Genomic DNA, 17,489 nt, shown 5'->3' on the forward strand with positions numbered 1-17,489 from the left:
AATTCTGAAGTTTCATTTTTTACGAAAATTTCTGTTGACATGGTGAGTGTATATTGATACAATTCAATTCATAAAATATAGACAATTTCATAAATTACAAATCAGACGAAAATGTAATCTGATTTCTCTTATCAAGAGAGGTGGAGGGACTGTGCCCTGTGAAGCCCGGCAACCGTCAACTTATGTTGAAATGGTGCCAATTCCTGCAAAGCAAATGCTTTGAGAGATGAGAGAGAGGGATAATGTTGTTATATACGCATATAAACCTTTCTGCTTCTCTAAAGCGGAAAGGTTTTTTTATTGTTTGAATGTGGAGGACATTCAAATAATAAAAGTAGTGATAACGGTGGACTACACGCATCAAAAATAAAAATTGCGGAGTCGATCTAAACAAAAAAGGGGTGATACACCATGATTCTATTAGAGAATGTAAAGAAAATATATAAAGCAAAAAGCGGTGATGTCACTGCTGTAGATAACGCCAACTTAAAAATAGAAAAAGGCGAAATATTTGGTGTTATCGGATATAGCGGCGCTGGGAAAAGTTCTTTAATCAGATTGTTTAATCAGTTAGAGAAACCGACTTCTGGCCAAATTACAATTGCGAATCGTGTCATTTCAGCCATTACAGGAAGTGAACTTCGTAAGGCAAGGCAAGAAATCGGAATGATTTTTCAACACTTTAACCTACTTTGGTCACGAACTGTACGTGAAAATATCGAGTTTCCACTTGAAATTGCAGGTGTTGATAAAGCGAAGAGAAGAAAACGTGTTGATGAATTAATTCATCTTGTTGGATTAGAAGGAAGAGGAGACGCGTATCCGTCTCAGTTAAGTGGTGGACAAAAGCAACGTGTTGGTATTGCAAGAGCATTAGCTAACAATCCACAAGTGCTTTTATGTGATGAAGCAACGTCAGCTCTTGATCCAGAAACGACAGATCAAATTTTGGATTTACTATTAGACATTAATAAGCGTCTTGGTTTAACAATTGTACTCATTACACATGAGATGCACGTAATTCGAAAGATTTGTAACCGAGTGGCGGTAATGGAGAGAGGAAAGATTGTAGAAACGGGTCCAGTACTTGATGTATTCCGTAATCCGAAGCAAGACATTACAAAGCGATTTGTACAGCAGTTAACAGATTCTGAAGATACAAATGAAACGATTGAAAGTTTAATTGAAAAATATCCAGATGGAAAAGTAATTCGCTTGCAGTTTGTCGGCGAAGCTGTAGAAAGACCAGTGCTTCAAAGATTGATGCAACGCAATGATATAGAAGTTAGCATTTTGCAAGGAAATATCGCACAAACGAATAACGGTTCTTACGGTAGTTTAGTTGTTCATTTAAATGGTGAGGAAACAGCAATCCAGCAAGCAATAGAAGGAATTCATCAAGATCAAGTAGAGCTGGAGGTGATTGCACATGGATAAGTTACTCGCAAATGTTGATTGGAATCAAATGTTAGAAGCAACTGGTGAAACGTTATATATGACGGCAATCGCAGCTCTTGCGACATTTGTTTTAGGACTAATTTTAGGATTGTTACTTTTCATGACAGCAAAAGATAATTTATGGGAAAACAAATCGATTAATACGGTGATTGGAGCATTCGTAAACATATTCCGTTCTATACCATTCATCATTTTAATCATTTTATTAATCCCATTTACAAAGATTCTTCTTGGAACCATTCTTGGAGCGAGTGCAGCGCTGCCGGCTTTAATTATTGGAGCGGCACCATTCTACGCGAGAATGGTTGAAATTGCACTTCGCGAAATTGATAAAGGTGTAATTGAAGCTTCCAAAGCAATGGGGGCAAAAACGAGCACAATTATTTTGAAAGTGCTAATTCCAGAATCGTTACCCGCATTAGTGTCTGGTATTACGGTTACGACAATCGCTTTAGTAGGTTATACAGCAATGGCGGGAGTTGTTGGTGCTGGTGGCCTTGGGACACTTGCTTATTTAGAAGGATTCCAGCGAGGAAATAACGATGTAACAATCGTTGCGACAATTTGTGTATTACTAGTTGTATTTTTAATTCAGTGGATTGGTGATAGCTTAACGACTCGAATAGATAAAAGATAATGAAAAACGGGAGGGTATTTACAATGAAAAAATTATTACTTACAGCACTTATTTCAACTTCAATTTTTGGGTTAGCTGCTTGTGGCGGGAAAGATAAAGATGAAAAGAAACTTGTTGTTGGTGCTTCTAACGTACCGCACGCTGTTATTTTAGAAAAGGCAAAACCGTTACTTGAGAAAAAAGGAATTGAATTAGAAGTGAAAAAATTCCAAGATTATGTTTTGCCAAATAAAGCATTAGCGGATAAAGAAATTGATGCGAACTACTTCCAGCACATTCCGTATTTAGAAAAAGAAATGAAAGATAAAAAATATGATTTTGAAGTAGCAGGGAAAATTCATTTAGAACCGATTGGTGTATACTCTCAAAAATATAAGAGCTTAAAAGAGCTTCCAGATGGAGCGACAATCATTATGAGTAATTCTGTTGCTGATCATGGACGTGGTTTAGCAATTTTACAAAAAGAAGGCATTTTAAAAATTAAAGACGGTGTAGATCCAGTTAAAGCAACTCCAAAAGATATTGCAGATAATCCGAAAAACTTAAAATTCAAAACGGATATCGAGCCTGGTTTATTGCCACAAGTGTATAACAATAAAGAAGGCGATGCTGTTCTAATTAACTCTAACTATGCAATTGATGCGAAATTAAACCCAGAAAAAGATGCAATTGCAATTGAAGGAAATGATTCACCGTACGCAAACGTAGTAGTTGTTCGTAAAGGCGATAAAGATAAGAAAGAGATTAAGGCTCTTGTGGAAGTATTGCATTCTAAAGAAATTGAAGACTTCATTAAAAAAGAATATAAAGGGACAGTTGTTCCTGTAAAAGAATAATTTTACAAAGAGGGCTGGTCTGATGCCAGCTCTTTTTCATAACTACATAACTATTGGGGAGAAGGGGACATCATATGAAAAAGATTATACTGTCAGTTGTTACAGCACTATCTGTATTTACGTTAGCTGCCTGCGGGGGGAAAGATGAGAATAAGCTTGTTGTTGGAGCTTCTAACGTGCCGCACGCTGTTATTTTAGAGAAAGCACAGCCGATATTAGAGAAAAAAGGTATTAAATTAGAGATTAAAAAATTCCAGGATTATGTCCTACCAAATAAAGCATTAGCGGATAAAGAAATTGATGCGAACTATTTCCAGCACATTCCGTATTTAGATAAAGAAATTCAAGAAAAAGGATACAAAATTGTAAACGCAGGAAAAATCCATTTAGAGCCAATGGGTATTTATTCTAAGAAATATAAAAGCTTAAAAGACTTACCAGATGGTGGAACGGTGATTATGAGTAATAACGTGGCTGAACGTGGACGTATGTTAGCGTTGTTACAAAAAGGTGGCGTGATTAAGCTTAAAGATGGTGTAGATGTGGTTAAGGCGACAGTAAAAGATGTAGTCGAAAATCCGAAAAACTTAAAATTTAAAACAGATGTTGAACCTGGACTTTCACCGAAATTGTATGAAAACAATGAGGGAGACGCTTTATTCATTAATTCGAACTATGCGATTGATGCAAAATTAAATCCAACAAAGGATGCAATTGCGATTGAAGGAGCAGATTCTCCATATGCAAACATCATTGCAGTTCGTAAAGGTGATGAGAAGAAAAAAGAAATTAAAGAACTAGTAGAAGTGTTACATTCAAAAGAAATTCAAGATTTTATTAATAAAGAATATAAAGGTGCTGTACTTCCAGTAAGTGAATAAATATAAGGAAAGGACTGGGAATTTACCAGTCCTTTTTTCTTTATATAAATAAGAAGAAAGGTGTATCATAGAAGGATGTAAAGGAAATACTTATATACATTTGTGAAAAAACGGTTACTTTTTTTCGCCGTTTGCGATATCATTTTATTTGATATAAAATTAGAATGAGAATAAAATGAGAATATGAACGTTTTAGGAATTTTTAAAATGTATATATAGGATTAATGGAGGTATTGAGATGGCTGGTTCTACATTAACGGTTAAAGACTTACACGTATCAATTGACGGCAAAGAAATTTTAAAGGGTGTAAACCTTGAAGTAAAAGGTGGAGAAATCCACGCAATTATGGGACCTAACGGAACAGGTAAATCAACTTTATCTTCTGCAATTATGGGTCACCCAAAGTATGAAGTAACAGAAGGTAGCATCATCATCGACGGTGAAGATGTATTAGAAATGGAAGTAGATGAGCGCGCACAAGCGGGTCTATTCTTAGCAATGCAATATCCAAGTGAAATTAGCGGAGTAACAAACGCTGACTTCTTACGTTCTGCAATTAACGCACGTCGTGAAGAAGGCGATGAAATTTCTCTTATGAAATTTATCCGTACATTAGATAAAAACATGGAATTCCTAGAAATGGATCCAGAAATGGCACAACGTTACTTAAACGAAGGTTTCTCTGGTGGAGAGAAAAAACGTAACGAAATTCTTCAATTAATGATGATTGAGCCAAAAATCGCAATCTTAGACGAAATCGACTCAGGTCTTGATATCGATGCATTAAAAGTTGTATCTAAAGGTATTAACCAAATGCGCGGCGAAGAGTTCGGTTGCCTAATGATTACGCATTACCAACGTTTATTAAACTACATCACTCCAGACTTCGTTCACGTTATGATGAACGGTCGTATCGTTAAATCTGGTGGCCCTGAGCTTGCACAACGTCTAGAAGCTGAAGGTTACGACTGGATTAAAAAAGAATTAGGTATTGAAGACGAAACAACAGAGCAAGAAGCGTAAGAGAGGAGCATAAACATGACAATCGGTACATTACCTTTCGATCAAGAAACAATCCGTCAACGCGCAAGCGAAGTAAACGAAGCTGCTTGGTTGACTGAGTTCCGCTTACAAGCTCTTGCACAAGCAACTGAACTTCCAATGCCAACGCCTGATAAAACGAAAATTGAAAAATGGGACTTTATCGGAAAAGGCGACGCTGCTAAGCAAGAGCCTGTAAGTTCTTTAACAGAGCTTCCAGAAGCAGTGAAAAACTTAATCGATGAAAATAACAGCGTATTAGTACAACGTACTGGTACAACTGCGTTCGTTTCTTTAGCAGACGAAGCAAAAGACAAAGGTGTTATTTTCACAGATATCGTAACAGCTGCAACAGAGCATGCTGAACTATTACAAAAGTATTTAATGAAAGACGGCGTGAAAGTAGACGAGCATCGTTTAACTGCACTTCATGCTGCATTAATCAACGGCGGTGCATTCGTATATGTTCCAAAAAACGTTGTTCTTGAAACTCCACTTCAAGCTGTATTCTTAGTAGACGGCGAAGAAGCTAACGTATATAACCACGTATTATTCGTAGCTGATGCGAACAGTACTGCAACTTATGTAGAAAACTACGTTGCAAATGAAAATGCTAAAGGTATTGCAAATATCGTAGCAGAAGTAATTGTGGAACAAGGCGCACAAGTGAAATTCGGTGCGGTTGATCTACTAGCAAAAGATGTAACAACTTACGTTAACCGCCGCGGTGTTGTAGGACGCGACGGCCGCATTGATTGGGCTCTAGGCCTTATGAATGACGGAAACACAATTTCAGAGAACGTTACAAACTTAATGGGCGACGGTTCATATGCTGATACGAAAACAGTAACAATTGGCCGTGGTAACCAAACACAAAACTTTACAACTAAAGTTGTTCACTTCGGTAAACACTCTGAAGGTTGGATTTTAAAACACGGTGTACAAAAAGATAGTGCAACATCTATCTTTAACGGAATTGGTAAGATTGAACACGGTGCATCTAAATCAAATGCACAACAATCTTCTCGCGTTCTTATGTTAGATGAAAAAGCTCGTGGGGATGCAAACCCAATTCTTTTAATCGACGAAGATGATGTAATGGCAGGTCACGCAGCTTCAGTAGGTCGCGTAGATCCGTACCAATTATACTACTTGATGAGCCGTGGTATTCCAAAACGCGAAGCAGAACGTTTAGTCATCCATGGATTCTTAGCACCTGTAGTAAATGAGCTTCCAATTGAAGGAGTAAAAGCACAGCTTGTTGAGGTAATTGAAAGGAAAGTTCGCTAATGAATATTCATGAAATACGCAAACAGTTTCCAATTCTTGATCAAAAAGTGAACGGCAAACAACTTGTATATTTCGATAGTGCAGCAACTTCTCAAAAACCAATTCAAGTCATTGAAACGTTAGAACGTTACTATAAAGAATATAATTCTAACGTGCATCGCGGTGTTCATACGCTCGGTACGAAAGCTACCGACGCGTATGAAGGTGCACGCGAGAAAGTTCGCAAGTTTATTAACGCGAAATCAATGGAAGAGATTATTTTCACGCGCGGAACGACAACTGCATTAAATACAGTAGCGGCTAGCTATGGCCTTGAAAATGTAAAAGAAGGCGATGAAATCGTTATTTCTTACATGGAGCACCATAGTAACATCATTCCGTGGCAACAAGTTGCGAAGAAAACTGGCGCAACTTTGAAATACCTTCCGCTTCAACCAGACGGTACAATTTCTTTAGAAGATGTTCGTCAAACTGTTACACCGAATACAAAAATCGTTTCTATTATGCAAGTATCAAACGTACTTGGAACGATTAACCCTGTAAAAGAAATCGGAGCAATCGCACACGAAAACGGTGCAATTATGGTCGTTGACGGTGCACAAAGTACACCTCATATGAAAGTAGATGTACAAGATTTAAACTGTGATTTCTACGCATTATCTGCTCATAAGATGTGCGGACCTACAGGTATCGGCGTATTATATGGTAAGAAAGAATTGCTAAACAATATGGAGCCAATTGAATTTGGTGGTGAAATGATTGATTTCGTAGATTTACAAGAATCTACTTGGAAAGAGCTTCCGTGGAAGTTTGAAGCAGGTACACCGATTATCGGTAATGCAATCGGACTTGGTGCGGCAATTGATTTCCTAGAAGAAATCGGTCTTGATAATATTGAAAAGCATGAGCATGAATTAGCGCAATACGCTTTAGAAAGACTATCAGAAGTAGATGGCGTTACAATTTATGGTCCAAAGCATCGCGCTGGTCTTGTTACATTTAATATTGAAGACGTACATCCTCACGATGTAGCGACTGTATTAGATGTAGAAGGCATTGCAGTTCGCGCAGGACATCACTGTGCACAACCGCTTATGAAGTGGCTAAAAGCTTCTTCAACAGCACGTGCGAGCTTCTATTTATATAATACAAAAGAAGAAATTGATACATTTGTTGAATCGCTAATCAAGACAAAGGAGTATTTCACAAATGTCATTTAATAATTTAGATACGTTATATCGTCAAGTTATTATGGATCATTACAAAAATCCTCGTAACCATGGCGTGTTAGAAGATAGTGTTACCGTTAACTTGAACAACCCAACTTGCGGCGATCGTATTCAACTTACGATGAAAGTAGAAGAGGGTATTGTACAAGAAGCGAAGTTTGAAGGAGAAGGATGTTCTATTTCAATGTCTTCAGCTTCAATGATGACACAAGCAGTAAAAGGTAAGAAAATTGAAGAGGCACTTCAGCTTTCTAAAATTTTCTCTGACATGATGCTAGGAAAAGAGTACGATGACAGCATCGATTTAGGAGATATTGAAGCATTACAAGGCGTATGCAAGTTCCCTGCACGTATTAAATGTGCAACATTAGCGTGGAAAGCGTTAGAAAAGGGCTTAAACGAAGATAAGTAATGTTAAAGGTTCCTAAAAACGAGGTTATCTAAGGAGGGACACACCAACATGGCGAAGCAACTGCCAGATATCGGCGATTACAAATATGGTTTCAAAGACAAAGACGTTTCGATTTTCCGTGCTGGACGCGGTTTAACAAAAGAGATCGTTGAAGAGATTTCACGTATGAAAGAAGAACCACAGTGGATGTTAGACTTCCGTTTAAAATCACTGGATAAGTTCTATGAAATGCCAATGCCACAATGGGGCGGCGACTTAAACGACTTAGATTTCGATGAAATTACGTACTACGTAAAACCATCTGAGAAATCTGAGAAGTCTTGGGATGAAGTACCTGATGAAATTAAAGCGACATTTGATAAATTAGGTATTCCAGAAGCTGAGCAAAAATATTTAGCTGGTGTATCTGCACAGTACGAATCTGAAGTTGTATACCACAACATGAAAGAAGACCTAGAAGCTCTAGGAATCGTCTTCAAAGATACAGATAGCGCATTAAAAGAGAACGAAGATATTTTCCGTGAGCATTTCGGAAAAGTAATCCCACCAACAGACAACAAATTCTCTGCATTAAACTCTGCAGTTTGGTCTGGTGGATCATTCATCTACGTTCCAAAAGGTATTAAAGTTGATACACCACTTCAAGCGTATTTCCGTATTAACTCTGAAAATATGGGACAATTCGAGCGTACGCTTATCATCGTAGACGAAGGCGCACACGTACACTACGTAGAAGGTTGTACAGCACCTGTTTACACTACTAACTCACTTCACAGTGCAGTAGTAGAAATCATCATTAAGAAAGATGCTTATTGCCGTTATACAACAATCCAAAACTGGGCGAACAACGTATACAACCTAGTTACAAAACGTGCGGTTTGTGAAGAAAACGCAACGATGGAATGGATTGACGGTAACATCGGATCTAAATTAACGATGAAATACCCAGCAGTTATCTTAAAAGGCGAAGGCGCTCGTGGTTTAACATTATCTATCGCGATTGCTGGTAAAGGCCAACACCAAGATGCTGGTGCGAAAATGATTCACTTAGCACCAAACACGTCTTCAACAATCGTTTCTAAATCGATTGCGAAGCATGGTGGTAAAGTAACTTACCGTGGTATCGTACACTTCGGACCAAAAGCGAAAAACTCTCGCTCTAACATCGAGTGTGACACGTTAATCATGGATAACCAATCTACATCTGATACAATTCCTTACAACGAAATCAAAAACGATTACGTTTCACTTGAGCACGAAGCGAAAGTATCGAAAGTATCAGAAGAACAATTATTCTACCTAATGAGCCGTGGTATTTCTGAGCAAGAAGCTACAGAAATGATCGTAATGGGCTTCATCGAGCCATTCACTCGCGAACTTCCAATGGAATACGCAGTTGAAATGAACCGCCTAATCAAGTTTGAGATGGAAGGTTCTATTGGTTAAATAGAAATGCGGAGCCGACTGTCCAGACCCGTTGGCTAAGGTTCTTTCGCACAGAAGATGCTTTATATCTTCTCGTGCGGAAGGTTCTTAGACATGAGGGTCTAGGAGGCGAAGCTGGACAATATTTAAAGTGGAAGCGGCTCGTTCAGAATGTGAGGGGGATGGAGCTTCTGACGTAGAGGCGATTTTTGCCTCATAGGAAGAAGCGAAGCCACCGAACATTTTAGCCGCTGGAACTGGATAATAGATAAAGTAGAAGCGCCCTGCACAGCAGGGCGCTTTTTTATGTTGTGTGTCTGGGACGGGGATACCCAAGTGGTGTTCAGCTAAATATATCGACTTATCAACAAATTAGTACGTGAAGAGAGGGGGATATACCCCGAACCTAAATCGTATCCACCTTATCCACAGACTTAACACGTTCCCAAATATACTTCATCCCAACAAAAGAACTATACCCAATTAAAGCACCTAACATATTCAGTATGATGTCATCAATATCGAAAACACCAGTAAAAGTAAGGAGTTGTAATGATTCAATTAATAAAATAAACTTAATAAAAATTTTGGATGCCATTTTAACGTTGTTTATTTGTTTAAATAATAAAGGTAGCAGGAATCCGAATGGGATGAATATGATGACGTTTCCTAATGTATTCATAAGTACGATATCTATATTATAAGGGTCTAGTAAATGAGTAGGATCGAATCCACTTAAATAGCGGATTGTACTTTTGAGCGGAATTAAGTTTATTAACCCACCGTGTATAGAATGCCAGTCACCTGTTTCAAAGAAGTACTTCAAATTATAAAAGTAAACGGGTGACCTTCCGAGCAACAATTTAAATAACAAAACAAATGAATACGGTAAAAACAATCCCCAGCCAATCCACTGTACATATTTTTGCGTAGAAGATTGCATCGCTTTTTCAATTTCAGTTCCTAAAGTAGAGGCTTCTCCAAAATTTTGAATGGCTAATGTTGTAGCTTCTTCTTCAGATTTTCCTTGATCGAGAAATTCTTGTTTTAAACTTGTAAGGTGATCGTAAATTTCGAAGTATAGCTCGTCTCTATCAGATTGCGATAGGTTTGTTTTTTGAACAATACTCTTTATGTATTTTTCAATCGTCATTAACTTAAAGCTCCTTTCTGACAAGTTTTAATAAGAGCAGTAACTGAATCCCATGCTGTTAGTTTTTCTTCTAATATCTTTTTTCCGTTTGTAGTAATACGATAAAATTTTCGTTTCATACCAGTTTCAGATTCACCCCAGTAGGAACTGATTAAATCCTTTTGTTCCAAACGTTTGAGTGCGGGATAGAGGGTGCCTTGGCTCATCGTGTATAAATCATTGCTGTTTTCTTTTAGCTTTTGAATCATTTCATATCCGTACGTATCGTGTTGTTTAATGATGGAGAGAAGTAAAATATCAATACTTCCTTTTAATATCTCTTTATCCATTTTATGGTTCACCACCTTATAACGAGATTGTAACACGACATATGTCGTGTTACAAGGTATATATGCAGAATCATCCGCCATATAGGCGTTGGTAAAACACTCTTCGGCAAGTCGCCCGGCAAACTTCCTGACAAATATTTCCCTTCTGACTAATCCACAGATTTGAAAAAATAAAGTTTCTTATATGAAAAGGACAATCTTTTGCTTTTTCTCACAATGCGAGTACAATGTAAAATAGCAAGAAAAGACGAAAAGTATTTACAGGATTATTGTGTGCGCATAGCGTAAATGGCAGTAAGGAACTGAGAGGAGGTTTTTTCTCTGAATACAAATAAAGAAACAATCATCCACCTTTATCATACAAACGATATACATAGTCATTTTGAAAATTGGCCGCAAATTTCTCGGTTTGTTCTAGGGGAGAAAAAGCGAAGACAGGAAGCGGGAGAGACTGTTTTGACGGTTGATATCGGCGATCATGTGGATCGTTTTCATAGTATTTCGGAAGCGACAAATGGGCTTGGGAATACGAAGCTTTTAAATGAGGCGTTATATGATTATGTAACGATTGGAAATAATGAAGGCATTACGTTAGCGAAGGAGCATTTAAATCGTCTATATGATGATGCTGGATTTGAAGTGCTTGTCGCAAATCTATTTGAAAAAGAAGGTGTACGTCCATCATGGGCAAGGCCTTATAAATTGCATACAACGACGGATGGGGTTACGATCGCTTTTATCGGATTGACGGTAGCTTATCCAGAGTTTTATCATATGCTCGATTGGCATATTGAAGATCCGCTTATTCATTTAGAATCCATTTTAGAAGAAGTGAAAGATGAGGCACATATTACAGTTGTCCTATCTCACCTTGGGAAAAGTATGGATGAGTATATGGCGGAGCATTATGATATAGATGTGATTTTAGGTGCGCATACGCATCATTTATTTGAGCGTGGTGTTCTAATGAATAATACTTTACTTTGTTGTTGTGAAAAGTGGGGACGTTACGTTGGGCACGTACAGCTTACTGTGGATAAAGAGACGAAGAAGTTATTGAAAAAGGACGGTAGAGCGATTAAGACAGAACGTTTAGGCGCTTATAGTAAGCCGTTATCCACAATTGAAATGCTGCAGGAAGAAAGTAAACAGATCATGGAAGAGCCTGTTGTTCATTTAAAGGAATCATTACCGGTTGATTGGTTTCATGAGACGACATTTTCGCACATGTTAGCAAATGCGCTGAAAACGTGGTGTGGTACCGAGATTGGAATGGTGAACGCTGGTGTACTTCTTGAAGGATTAGAAGAGGGTGTTGTAACGCGCGGAGATATTCACAGAATTTGTCCACATCCAATTAATCCGTGTGCTTTGAAAGTTCCAGGAAAGATATTAAGAGAAGTTATTTTGAAAGCACGTAAGCCGAATATGGAGAATCTTGAGGTGAAAGGATTCGGATTTCGGGGGAAAGTGATGGGGAAAATGATTTATGCTGGTGTTGAAGTAATTCCAGATACGGTTCCTGGGAATAAAATTTTACTAGAAGATGTATTGATTAACGGCGAATCGCTGGAGTTAGACCGTATATATACAGTAGGAACGATTGATATGTTTACGTTTGGATACTTATACCCAGAGCTATCCACACTTTCGGATAAACAATATTATATGCCAGAACTACTTAGAGATGTGTTAACAGATATGTTAATAACTCATACATCTTCCGTTAAACTATAGGCTAGTTAACCTGTAACACTCATTTTTCTCTTGTCATACAGATAAGAAAGAGAGGAGTGTGAACTATGGTTAATGTGGAGCCAATTATAATTGATAACTATACGTTTATTGCGGTTAGCGTCAAACTTCCAAAGACGAATTTGCTAGCTGTAATGAGCGATAAAGGATATATTATGTGTGGTGCATTAGATGTAGGTCTTTTAAATGAAAAGTTAGGTGATCGAGGAATTATTGCTGGCCGTGCGGTTGGTGTAAGAACGATTGAACAACTTCTTGAAGCGCCACTAGAATCGGTAACGACTGGAGCAGAAGCGTTAGGTATTCCAGTAGGAACGATTGGAAAAGAAGCATTATTAAAAATGAGATAAGCATATATCGTCCCTCCTTCTTGCATAGAAATGATATAAGAAGGAGGTTTTTTTATGAGTATATTTCGCTCGAAAAATTCGCGGTTTCGAAGGGGACCTATTGCCTTTCGGTATATACTGCTTATGTCGTTTATTCTTTTTGTGATATTACTTACGCAAGGGTTGTGGATTGTGAATAATAGTATTCAGCCGACCTTAATTAAATATGGGGAAGCAGAGACGCATAAAATGGCGATGGCAATTATGACGAAGGCGGTAAAGGATCAAATTAATGAAGGATTCGATGTCGATTCATTAATGAAAGTACAGAATGATAAAAATGGGAAAGTATCCACAATTAATTTAAATACAAAGCAAGTAAATGAAATCGTAACGTCAACGACCACGTACATAGAAAAATATTTGCAGCAAGTAGAACAAGGGAATTTGAAAGAGCTAGGTATTTCTGAAAAAAACGGGGCGACTATGGCAGTGCCTTTTGGGCGTGTAACTGATAATGCGCTTCTTGGTAATATAGGACCAGATATTCCGATTCATTTCACGCCAATTGGGCATGTGAATACAGATATTAAACAAAAAATTGAGCCGCATGGGATCAACACTACAGCAATTCAAATTGTTATGGAAATGGAAGTAACGTTGCAAGTGATTATTCCATTTCATACGAAAGAGATAACGGTGAAACAAAATGTTCCGATTGCGACACGTATCGTTCAAGGGGAAGTGCCTACGTATTATGGAAGCGGAAGTGTTGCTGTACCTGATAAAAAGAAAACAGATAGTTAGTTGTATATAAAGTGAAACTTGAATCGGTCGGGATTCTTCATCTACAACTGATTATTAGCCCTCACCAATCAGGCTTTTACTGGATAAAAAATAACCGTAGCGATGCGCTACGGTTATTTTTTTGTACTTGCTCGTTCTTTTCGTTCCCAAAGGCTTAAATGCATGTATGGATCGAAGGCCCATTCTGTATAGCCATTGTCTTTATATATGCCAAAATGTAAGTGGGGTGGAAATTTTCCAGCTGTGCCAGGAGGCCCATAGCCGGTGCTACCAACAAATCCGATTACTTTTCCTGGCTCAACAATTTGTCCAAGCTGTATTTCTTTTGAGAACCCGCCTAAATGAGCGTAATAATGGTAATTGTTATGAAGGTCACGAATACCAATACGCCATCCACCAAGGCGGTTCCAACCTTTCGTTTCAATAATGCCATAGCAAGTGGATCTTACAGGCACGCCATATCTTGCAAAAATATCGGTTCCTTCATGAACCCGTCTGCCCCCAAAACTTCTTCCAGCACCGAAAGTACTACGGTAGCTATGGTCACTGTGAATTGGGAGAGGAAAAGCATTTCCTTCTAAATTAATACGTCCATAATGTTTATAAATTTGGGCATATTCGCTAATCAAATCAACTGTTTTTGCACGTCTATAATATTCCCAAAGCATAATTTTAATACGGTCTTCTGACGTTCCTTGTTTCCTTAAAATAGTCGCTGCGGTATGCAGAAGATCACGGTCGCTATTTGCATTTGCAAATCCATCTTTGTCACCATCTAAACCTATTCCACCAAATAGAGAAATCGTATGGGGGAGAGTATCGTTACTATTAACAGGTCCAGCCCATATTTCTGGTTTGAAATAAAGGGAAATGATGGCATCTGGTTTTTTCGGAATATCTTTTCTTACGCTCCGTATATTTCTTTCATATTGATCCATTGCAGCTAAGTAATACCACGGAATGCCTGAAGACTGCTCGGTTTCTTTATATAGTGCCATGCGCTTTTCGTATATGCTTTGCTGATTATCTTCACCGTAAGCGATGTTTTGGTGGAGAAGAAAGCAAATTGAAAGCAAAAGAGAAATTTTTCGAAGCATGAAATAGACTCCTTTCACAACATCACTCTTTTTAGTGTGGGATATACGGAGTATTTCATTATAGGGAACGATTGGAAAAAATCTTAGAATCTTCATTTGAGCAAATCGCTTTCATACGTTAGAATAGATATGTTACATTGAAAGAAGCGAACACGGTAAACTATTTCATATTGTGCGGAGTTGATAACCATGACAAAACAAACAGAATATAAGCGCAAGCCCGAATGGTTGAAAATTAAGTTAAACACGAATGAAAACTATACAGGCTTAAAGAAAATGATGCGTTCTAAAAATCTTCATACGGTTTGTGAAGAGGCAAAATGTCCGAATATTCATGAATGCTGGGCTGTAAGAAAAACAGCAACATTTATGATATTAGGTGCGGTTTGTACACGTGCTTGTCGTTTTTGTGCGGTTAAAACAGGCTTACCAACTGAGCTTGATTTACAAGAACCAGAACGCGTAGCAGATTCAGTAGTACAAATGGGCTTAAAGCACGTTGTTATAACAGCGGTTGCACGTGATGATTTAAAGGACGGCGGAGCAGCTGTTTTTGCTGAAACAGTACGAGCAGTACGTCGTAAAAACCCATTCACATCTATCGAAGTATTACCATCTGATATGGCTGGGGTAGAAGAAAACTTAAAAATGTTAATGGATGCAAAACCAGATATTTTAAACCATAACATTGAAACAGTACGTCGATTATCTAACCGAGTTCGCGCTAGAGCAAAATATGATCGTTCATTAGAGTTTTTACGTCGAGCAAAAGAAATGCAGCCTGATATTCCAACTAAATCGAGCATTATGCTGGGCTTAGGTGAAACAAGAGAAGATTTAATTGAAGCAATGGATGACCTACGTGCAAACAATGTAGATATTTTAACTCTTGGACAATATCTACAACCATCTAAGAAGCATTTACCAGTTATTAAATATTATCCACCAGCAGAATTTGCAGAGCTTAAAGAAATTGCACTTAGCAAAGGATTTAGCCACTGTGAAGCTGGACCACTTGTGCGTTCTTCTTACCATGCGGACGAGCAAGTACGTTCTGCAAAAGAAAAAACAGCAGAAGCGAAATAATGAAAAAAGAGAGCTAGCGATTAGCTCTCTTTTTGTTTGTACTCTAAAACGGTATTTGGACATGTTAATAAAATCTTTTTTAATTCTTCTGTGGATAATTCAATTGTGAATTCAGGTACACCAGGTGTAATTAAAATTTTATTGTACGTATAAACGGAGCTGTCCACAATAATTGTTACATCTTGTGAATAACCAAAAGGAGCGACACATCCTGGAGTACAGCCAGTTTCCATTCTTAGTTCATCAGGAGAACAGAGCGATAAACGTTCCCCAGTTATTTCTTTCATCTCTCCTCGGTTAAGCCGAGTTCCTTCTAACGTAAAAAACACGTAAAAATTTCCAGAATCTGATTTTAAAAATAAGCTTTTACTTGGAGTACCTTGTAAGCCAAGTCTTTCACGTACAATCCGATCTGTCTCATAATCGAGTACCGGTTCGTGTTCAAATTTTTCATAAGAAACATTTGTTTTATGTAGTAAAGCAAGTACGTCTTCGTACATATGAAATGATACCCCTTTCTATTGTTAGAACAGTCTCTTCTCGTGGCGTCAACTAAATGTTTTGGAAAGGGATATTACTTGGACGATGCTTCCCATAATCGTTTTATAATACATTGTTCGTCGATTGTAATTTCGTAAATATCGGGATTTGTTAAAGTTCTCCATTCATTAAAGCCAATCGTATGATTAAAATGCTTTAAAATGAGCGTGAGTAAGTTGCCGTGTGTAACAAGTAGTGTTGTCGTATGGTTTAATTGTAAAACGTCTTGAATAAGCGATATGGCACGGTCTGTTGCTTGTTTTGTTGACTCACCGCCTGAAAAAGCAATATCTATGTTTGTAAAAGTGGATTCTAGTTTTTGCATCCAATCATCCATCGGAACGTTGCTTAGTATGCGCTCAGTTAATCGTTCATCTTCTTGGATAGATAAGTTAGCTTGGAGTGCATAAGGCCGAATAGAATCGATAGCTCGGGCAAATGGGCTTGAAATAATATGATCTATTTGTAGATTGTTTTCTAAGAGGAATGTAGCAAGGGTGCTTGCTTGGTCTTTTCCGGCAATGGTTAATTCGGCATCACGTTCTTGGCCAGTTGCTGAACAATGTCGTATTACAATAAGTTTCTTCATAATTCATCCCCATCTTTCAAGTTGACGCTATATACTTCGACAAATGTAGGGGAATTCCTTTTTATTGGAAACTGCATAGTGATCTAAGCATGTGGAAAAGTAATGTGGATAATAAAAAATTGAGGTGTCACTATGAAAAAAATGATGTGCATTGTATTCATGATTTGTTTTCTTACGCAATTGTCCACAACATATGCAGAATCAAATCAAAAATTAGAATATCCGAGCAATTTCACTAAAACATTTGTGAATGAAAATGTGTTTTATGAACAATTAGATAAGAAAATCTATAAAGAGTACAAACATGCAGCATATAGTGTTCGTAAAAAAATCTCATTTAAAGAAGTGGCCGATGAGGAATTTATTTTTAGGCAAAAAACAGCTGTCGGCTGTCGCAGTAGAGTGGTGCTGCAAGATTCGTTTATTCATCCTGATCGCCAAGTATACTTTTTTGCTTCCTTTTCTCAAAATGAAGTAGAGGAGTTGCATAAGTATATCGTTATAGACGCAGAAACAAGGAGGGAGCTACAAGAGGGGAAAAGTTATCATCATTGTGATAATCCATAAAAAATAACCCACCAACTGGTGGGTTAT

The 17,489-nt window shown here is 37.8% G+C and carries 19 protein-coding genes and 1 riboswitch; of the genes, 14 read left to right on the forward strand and 5 right to left on the reverse strand.

What is annotated here, in order from left to right; genetic code table 11:
- The first annotated feature begins 125 nt into the window (after window positions 1-125).
- Window positions 126-233, forward strand: a riboswitch (SAM riboswitch).
- A 178-nt stretch (window positions 234-411) separates the two neighbouring features.
- The 9 genes from COK05_RS11695 (at window position 412) to sufB (ending at window position 9,231) form a co-directional block, all read left to right on the forward strand.
- On the forward strand, window positions 412-1,437 hold the full coding sequence (locus COK05_RS11695) for a methionine ABC transporter ATP-binding protein (RefSeq protein WP_098612712.1): 1,026 nt from the start codon (window positions 412-414) through the stop codon (window positions 1,435-1,437).
- Window positions 1,430-2,095, forward strand: a complete 666-nt coding sequence (locus COK05_RS11700; RefSeq protein WP_000359401.1) for a methionine ABC transporter permease — start codon at window positions 1,430-1,432, stop codon at window positions 2,093-2,095. Before COK05_RS11695 ends, COK05_RS11700 begins: the two co-directional genes overlap by 8 nt.
- A 23-nt stretch (window positions 2,096-2,118) precedes the next feature.
- Window positions 2,119-2,931, forward strand: coding sequence for a methionine ABC transporter substrate-binding lipoprotein MetQ (gene metQ / locus COK05_RS11705; RefSeq protein ID WP_098612713.1), 813 nt, complete (start codon window positions 2,119-2,121; stop codon window positions 2,929-2,931).
- Window positions 2,932-3,005: 74 nt separating this feature from the next.
- A complete protein-coding gene (gene metQ, locus COK05_RS11710) occupies window positions 3,006-3,812 on the forward strand; it encodes a methionine ABC transporter substrate-binding lipoprotein MetQ (RefSeq protein ID WP_098612714.1) in 807 nt (268 codons plus the stop codon).
- Window positions 3,813-4,050: 238 nt separating this feature from the next.
- Window positions 4,051-4,836 (forward strand): Fe-S cluster assembly ATPase SufC, encoded by a 786-nt coding sequence (gene sufC / locus COK05_RS11715; protein ID WP_000929163.1) that lies wholly within the window; start codon window positions 4,051-4,053, stop codon window positions 4,834-4,836.
- Between the two features lie 15 nt (window positions 4,837-4,851).
- Window positions 4,852-6,144 carry a Fe-S cluster assembly protein SufD gene (gene sufD, locus COK05_RS11720; protein WP_000152173.1) on the forward strand — a complete coding sequence of 431 codons (1,293 nt, stop codon included), beginning with the start codon at window positions 4,852-4,854 and terminating at the stop codon, window positions 6,142-6,144.
- On the forward strand, window positions 6,144-7,364 hold the full coding sequence (gene sufS, locus COK05_RS11725; RefSeq protein WP_001020767.1) for a cysteine desulfurase SufS: 1,221 nt from the start codon (window positions 6,144-6,146) through the stop codon (window positions 7,362-7,364). Before sufD ends, sufS begins: the two co-directional genes overlap by 1 nt.
- A complete protein-coding gene (gene sufU / locus COK05_RS11730; protein WP_000009523.1) occupies window positions 7,354-7,785 on the forward strand; it encodes a Fe-S cluster assembly sulfur transfer protein SufU in 432 nt (143 codons plus the stop codon). Before sufS ends, sufU begins: the two co-directional genes overlap by 11 nt.
- Window positions 7,786-7,833: 48 nt before the next feature.
- Window positions 7,834-9,231: a Fe-S cluster assembly protein SufB gene (gene sufB, locus COK05_RS11735; protein WP_001118824.1), complete on the forward strand. Its 1,398-nt coding sequence runs from the start codon at window positions 7,834-7,836 to the stop codon at window positions 9,229-9,231.
- A 385-nt stretch (window positions 9,232-9,616) separates the two neighbouring features.
- Here the strand turns inward: sufB and COK05_RS11740 are convergent, their stop codons facing one another.
- Window positions 9,617-10,363, reverse strand: coding sequence for a VanZ family protein (locus COK05_RS11740; RefSeq protein WP_098612715.1), 747 nt, complete (start codon window positions 10,361-10,363; stop codon window positions 9,617-9,619).
- Window positions 10,363-10,692 (reverse strand): PadR family transcriptional regulator, encoded by a 330-nt coding sequence (locus tag COK05_RS11745; protein WP_098612716.1) that lies wholly within the window; start codon window positions 10,690-10,692, stop codon window positions 10,363-10,365. Before COK05_RS11745 ends, COK05_RS11740 begins: the two co-directional genes overlap by 1 nt.
- Before the next feature lie 345 nt (window positions 10,693-11,037).
- Between COK05_RS11745 and COK05_RS11750 the strand changes: the two genes are divergently transcribed.
- The 3 genes from COK05_RS11750 to yunB all read left to right on the forward strand — a co-directional run bounded on the left by COK05_RS11750 (window position 11,038) and on the right by yunB (window position 13,583).
- The gene (locus COK05_RS11750; RefSeq protein ID WP_098612717.1) at window positions 11,038-12,429 is read left to right on the forward strand and encodes a bifunctional metallophosphatase/5'-nucleotidase; all 1,392 of its coding nucleotides are present in this window, start codon (window positions 11,038-11,040) and stop codon (window positions 12,427-12,429) included.
- A gap of 65 nt (window positions 12,430-12,494) precedes the next feature.
- Entirely contained in the window at window positions 12,495-12,797 is a 303-nt protein-coding gene (locus COK05_RS11755) for a YunC family protein (protein ID WP_000248467.1), read from the forward strand.
- A 54-nt stretch (window positions 12,798-12,851) separates the two neighbouring features.
- Window positions 12,852-13,583, forward strand: a complete 732-nt coding sequence (yunB, locus tag COK05_RS11760) for a sporulation protein YunB (RefSeq protein ID WP_098612718.1) — start codon at window positions 12,852-12,854, stop codon at window positions 13,581-13,583.
- 113 nt (window positions 13,584-13,696) lie between these two features.
- On the opposite strand, the gene COK05_RS11765 is transcribed toward yunB, so the two are convergent.
- Window positions 13,697-14,680 carry a M23 family metallopeptidase gene (locus COK05_RS11765; RefSeq protein WP_098612719.1) on the reverse strand — a complete coding sequence of 328 codons (984 nt, stop codon included), beginning with the start codon at window positions 14,678-14,680 and terminating at the stop codon, window positions 13,697-13,699.
- 189 nt (window positions 14,681-14,869) lie between these two features.
- Between COK05_RS11765 and lipA the strand changes: the two genes are divergently transcribed.
- Window positions 14,870-15,766 (forward strand): lipoyl synthase, encoded by an 897-nt coding sequence (lipA, locus tag COK05_RS11770; RefSeq protein ID WP_098612720.1) that lies wholly within the window; start codon window positions 14,870-14,872, stop codon window positions 15,764-15,766.
- Between the two features lie 20 nt (window positions 15,767-15,786).
- On the opposite strand, the gene COK05_RS11775 is transcribed toward lipA, so the two are convergent.
- The gene (locus COK05_RS11775) at window positions 15,787-16,266 is read right to left on the reverse strand and encodes a YbaK/EbsC family protein (RefSeq protein WP_098612721.1); all 480 of its coding nucleotides are present in this window, start codon (window positions 16,264-16,266) and stop codon (window positions 15,787-15,789) included.
- A gap of 74 nt (window positions 16,267-16,340) precedes the next feature.
- Window positions 16,341-16,895, reverse strand: a complete 555-nt coding sequence (locus COK05_RS11780) for a histidine phosphatase family protein (RefSeq protein WP_098612722.1) — start codon at window positions 16,893-16,895, stop codon at window positions 16,341-16,343.
- A 141-nt stretch (window positions 16,896-17,036) separates the two neighbouring features.
- On the opposite strand from COK05_RS11780, the gene COK05_RS11785 reads away from it, so the two are divergent.
- On the forward strand, window positions 17,037-17,462 hold the full coding sequence (locus COK05_RS11785; protein ID WP_141539062.1) for a hypothetical protein: 426 nt from the start codon (window positions 17,037-17,039) through the stop codon (window positions 17,460-17,462).
- Window positions 17,463-17,489: the final 27 nt, after the last annotated feature.

This window comes from Bacillus cereus, assembly GCF_002567495.1.
Taxonomy (GTDB): Bacteria; Bacillota; Bacilli; order Bacillales; family Bacillaceae_G; genus Bacillus_A; species Bacillus_A cereus_AQ.